This is a genomic window from Streptomyces celluloflavus (assembly GCA_000720995.1).
Classification (GTDB): domain Bacteria; phylum Actinomycetota; class Actinomycetes; order Streptomycetales; family Streptomycetaceae; genus Streptomyces; species Streptomyces celluloflavus.
Genome location: JOEL01000108.1, coordinates 1 through 4,410 on the forward strand (window position 1 = coordinate 1; position 4,410 = coordinate 4,410).

Sequence of the window (4,410 nt, forward strand, 5' to 3'; positions counted from 1 at the left end):
TGAGGGTGCGGTTGGTGTTGTGGTGGAGCGGTTGGTGGGGGAGGGGCGTAAGGCGACGCGGTTGTCGGTGAGTCATGCGTTCCATTCACCATTGATGGATCCGATGCTGGACGACTTCCGTGCCGTGGTGGAGGGCCTGTCGTTCGCTGACCCGCTGATTCCGGTGGTGTCGAATCTGACCGGTGGTGTTGCCGGTGCCGGGGAGTTGTGCTCGCCGGAGTACTGGGTGTGGCATGTCCGGGAGGCCGTGCGGTTCGCGGATGGTGTGCGGACGCTGGACGGGCAGGGTGTGGGGACGTTTTTGGAGCTGGGTCCGGATGGTGTGCTGTCGGCGATGGCTCAGGAGTCGTTGCCGGGTGCGGCCGTCACCGTGCCCGTCCTGCGCAAGAACCGGCCCGAGGAACTGGCGGCCGTCGGCGCGCTCGCGCACCTCCATGTGAATGGCGCGGCCACGATCGACTGGTCGGAGTTCTTCGCCGGTACGGGCGCGTCCCGGGTGGACCTGCCGACGTACGCGTTCCAGCACCAGTGGTTCTGGCCGACCGGTCAGCGGGGCGCAGCGGGCGATGTGCGTGCGGCGGGACTGGGCTCGGCCGAGCACCCGCTGCTGGGTGCAGCCGTCGAACTGGCCCAGGGCGAAGGGGTGTTGTTCACGGGTCGGTTGTCGGTGCAGTCGCATCCGTGGTTGGTGGATCATGCGGTGTTGGGGCGGGTGTTGTTGCCGGGTACGGCGTTTGTGGAGTTGGCGCTGCGGGCCGGTGATGAGGTCGGTTGCGACCAGGTGGAGGAGTTGACACTGGCCGCACCGTTGGTGTTGCCGGAGCGTGGTGCGGTCCAGATCCAGGTGCGTGTGGGCGATGCGGATGACGCCGGCCGTCGTACGGTCGCGGTTCACTCCCGGCTCGCCGACACCGATGAGCGGTCGTGGACCCAGCACGCTTCCGGTGTTCTGACCGAGGCCCCCGAGCGCGCGGCCGAGGTTGGTTTCGACGCCGGGGTGTGGCCGCCGGCGGGTGCCGAAGCGGTGGACGTTGAGGGTTGCTATGAGCGGTTTGCGGAGCTGGGCTTTGGTTATGGGCCGATGTTCCAGGGGCTGCGGGCGGTGTGGCGGCGTGGTGATGAGGTGTTCGCTGAGGTGAGTCTGCCGGAGGGTACGGAGGTGGCCGGGTTCGGGCTGCATCCGGCTTTGCTGGATTCTGCGTTGCATGCGGCGTTGCTTGTTGGTGACGGGGGTGGGTTGCCGTTCTCGTGGGAGGGCGTTTGGCTGCGTGCCACCGGGGCGACATCGCTGCGGGTGCGGTTGGTGGTGTCGGGTGAGGGGGCTGTGTCGGTCGCGGTGGCGGATGCGGCTGGTGAGCTGGTCGCCACGGTGGATTCGCTGGTGGCGCGCGCGGTCTCGGCGGAACAGCTGAGCGGTGCGGACGCCGTGGATGGTGTGGTGCGGGACGCGCTGTTCGGCGTGGACTGGACGCCGGTGCCGGTGCCGGTGCCGGTGCCCGCCGCCGACGCGATGACGGATCCGGTAGCGGTACTGGGCTCCGTGGTTCCTGTGGGCATTGAGGCCGACAGGTATGCGGATGTGGCGGCGCTGGCGACTGCGGGGGTCCCCGGCGTGGTGCTCGCGCATATGGCCGGTGAGGAGGGCGCCGATGTCGTGCAGTCGGCTCATGAACTGACCGGCCAGGCGCTGCGGTTGATGCAGGAGTGGCTGGCGGAGGAGCGGTGCGCCGGCTCCCGCCTGGTCTTCGTCACCCGTGGTGCCGTGGGTGGTGACGATGTGGCCGCTGCGTCGGTGTGGGGCCTGGTGCGCTCCGCGCAGACGGAACACCCTGGCGCCTTCGGCCTCATCGACCTCGATCCGGACGCCGACGCCGATGCCTCGTCCGTGCCCCTGCTTCCGCAGGCCCTCGCCGTGGCCGAACCGCAGCTGGTGATCCGCGAGGGTGCCATCCGTGCCGGGCGGCTGGCCCGTAGGGCGGTCAGCGGGCCGGGCCCCGTCTGGGATACCGAAGGTACGGTCCTGATCACCGGCGGCACGGGCGGGCTGGGCAGCGTCCTGGCCCGGCACCTGGTGGCGGAGCACGGCGTGCGGCGGCTGCTGCTGGCCGGCCGACGAGGTGCGGACGCGCCCGGAGCGGCCGACCTCGTGGTGGAGCTGGCCGGGCAGGGCGCCGAGGTGGCGCTCGCGGCATGCGATCTCGCCGACCGTGACGCGGTGTCCGCGCTGCTGGCGGGCGTACCGGCGGACCATCCGCTGACCGCCGTCATCCACACCGCCGGTGTCCTCGACGACGGTGTCATCGGCTCGCTCACACCCGAGCGGCTGGCCACCGTACTGCGGCCGAAGGCCGACGCGGCCTGGCATCTGCACGAACTCACCCGGGACCTGGACCTCTCCGCCTTCGTCCTCTTCTCCTCCGCCGCCGGCACCTTCGGCAGCGCGGGGCAGGGCAACTACGCGGCGGGGAACGCCTTCCTGGACGCGCTCGCCGGACATCGGCGAGCCGAGGGACTGCCGGGCGTGTCGCTGGCCTGGGGCCCCTGGGCCCAGCAGGCGGGCATGACCAGCGGGCTGGACGACCGAGATCTGCGCCGGGCCGAGGCGGCGGGCATGCCGCTGCTGTCGGTGGAGCAGGGCGTGGCACTCTTCGACGCGGCGCTGGCCACCGGTGAGCCGGCGGTCGCACCCGTACGGCTGGACCTGCCGGCGTTGCGCGCCCAGGGCGAGATCGCACCGCTGCTGCGGGGCCTGGTCCGCACCCGGTCCCGTCGCCAGGCGGTGGCGGGCGCGGACACCGGACTGACCGAGCAGCTGAGCCGGCTGGAACGCGCGGACCGGCGTGCGGCCCTGCTCGATCTCGTACGGGGGCAGGCCGCCCTCGTACTGGGACACACGGGCGGCGACAGCGTCGATCCGGTGCGGGCATTCCGGGACCTGGGCTTCGATTCGCTGACCGCCGTGGAACTGCGGAACCGGCTGAACGCCACGACAGGGCTGCGGCTGCCGGCCACCATGATCTTCGACCATCCGACCCTGACGGCGTTGGCGGACCACCTTCTCGACGAACTGTTCGGCGCCGAGACCGCCGAGCCCGAGATCCCGGCGCTTCCACTGCCGGCGATCGCCGACGACCCGATCGTGATCGTCGGCATGGCCTGCCGCTACCCGGGCGGAGTCCGCTCGCCGGAAGACCTGTGGCGCGTCGTCACGGAAGGCGCCGACGTCATCTCGGACTTCCCGGTCAACCGCGGCTGGGACGTGGACGCGCTCTTCGACCCCGACCCGGACCACTCGGGTACGTCCACCACACGACGGGGCGGGTTCCTGCACGACGCGGGCGAGTTCGATCCGGAGTTCTTCGGGATGAGCCCGCGGGAGGCGCTGGCTACGGATGCGCAGCAGCGGTTGCTGCTGGAGACCTCCTGGGAGGCGATCGAGCAGGCCGGTATCGACCCGGCCTCCCTGCGCGACAGCCAGACCGGCGTCTTCACCGGTGTCATGTACAGCGACTACGCCACCACCCTCCACGGCAAGGAGTTCGAAGGCTTCCAGGGCCAGGGCAGCGCCCTCAGCGTCGCCTCGGGCCGGGTCGCGTACACCTTCGGCTTCGAAGGCCCCGCGGTCACCGTGGACACGGCGTGCTCGTCGTCGTTGGTGGCGATGCATTGGGCGATGCAGGCGTTGCGGGCGGGTGAGTGCTCGTTGGCGTTGGCGGGTGGTGTGACGGTGATGTCGACGCCGAGTACGTTCGTGGAGTTTTCGCGGCAGCGTGGTTTGTCGCCGGATGGTCGGTGCAAGGCGTTCTCGGATGCGGCGGATGGTGTCGGTTGGTCCGAGGGTGTGGGCATTCTGGTGTTGGAGCGGCTGTCTGACGCGCGGCGCAATGGTCACGACATCCTGGCGGTGTTGCGGGGTTCGGCCGTCAACCAGGATGGTGCGTCGAATGGTTTGACGGCGCCGAATGGTCCGTCGCAGCAGCGGGTGATTCGTCAGGCTCTGGCGAGTGGTGGGCTGTCCGCTGCGGATGTGGATGCCGTCGAGGCGCACGGTACGGGGACGACGCTGGGTGATCCGATTGAGGCGCAGGCGTTGCTGGCGACGTATGGGCAGTCGCGCGATCCGGAGCGGCCGCTGTGGCTGGGCACGGTGAAGTCGAATATTGGTCATGCGCAGGCGGCTGCGGGTGTGGCGGGTGTGATGAAGATGGTGTTGGCGTTGCGGTTTGGGGTGTTGCCGCGGACGTCCGGTGGTGGATGGGGTGGTGGGTGCTCCGGGTCGGGTGGGGTCTGTGGGTGTGGTTCCGTGGGTGGTTTCGGGGCGGTCGGTGGAGGCGGTGCGGGGGCAGGCGGCGCGGTTGTTGTCGCATGTGGAGGCGTGGCCGGAGTTGCGGTCGGTGGATGTGGGGTTGT

At 70.3% G+C, this 4,410-nt stretch carries 1 protein-coding gene; it reads left to right on the forward strand.

Annotated features, from left to right (window positions below; genetic code table 11):
* A partial coding sequence (locus IH09_RS35950) for a type I polyketide synthase (RefSeq protein ID WP_110952821.1) occupies positions 1–4,410 on the forward strand: 4,410 nt, incomplete at both ends.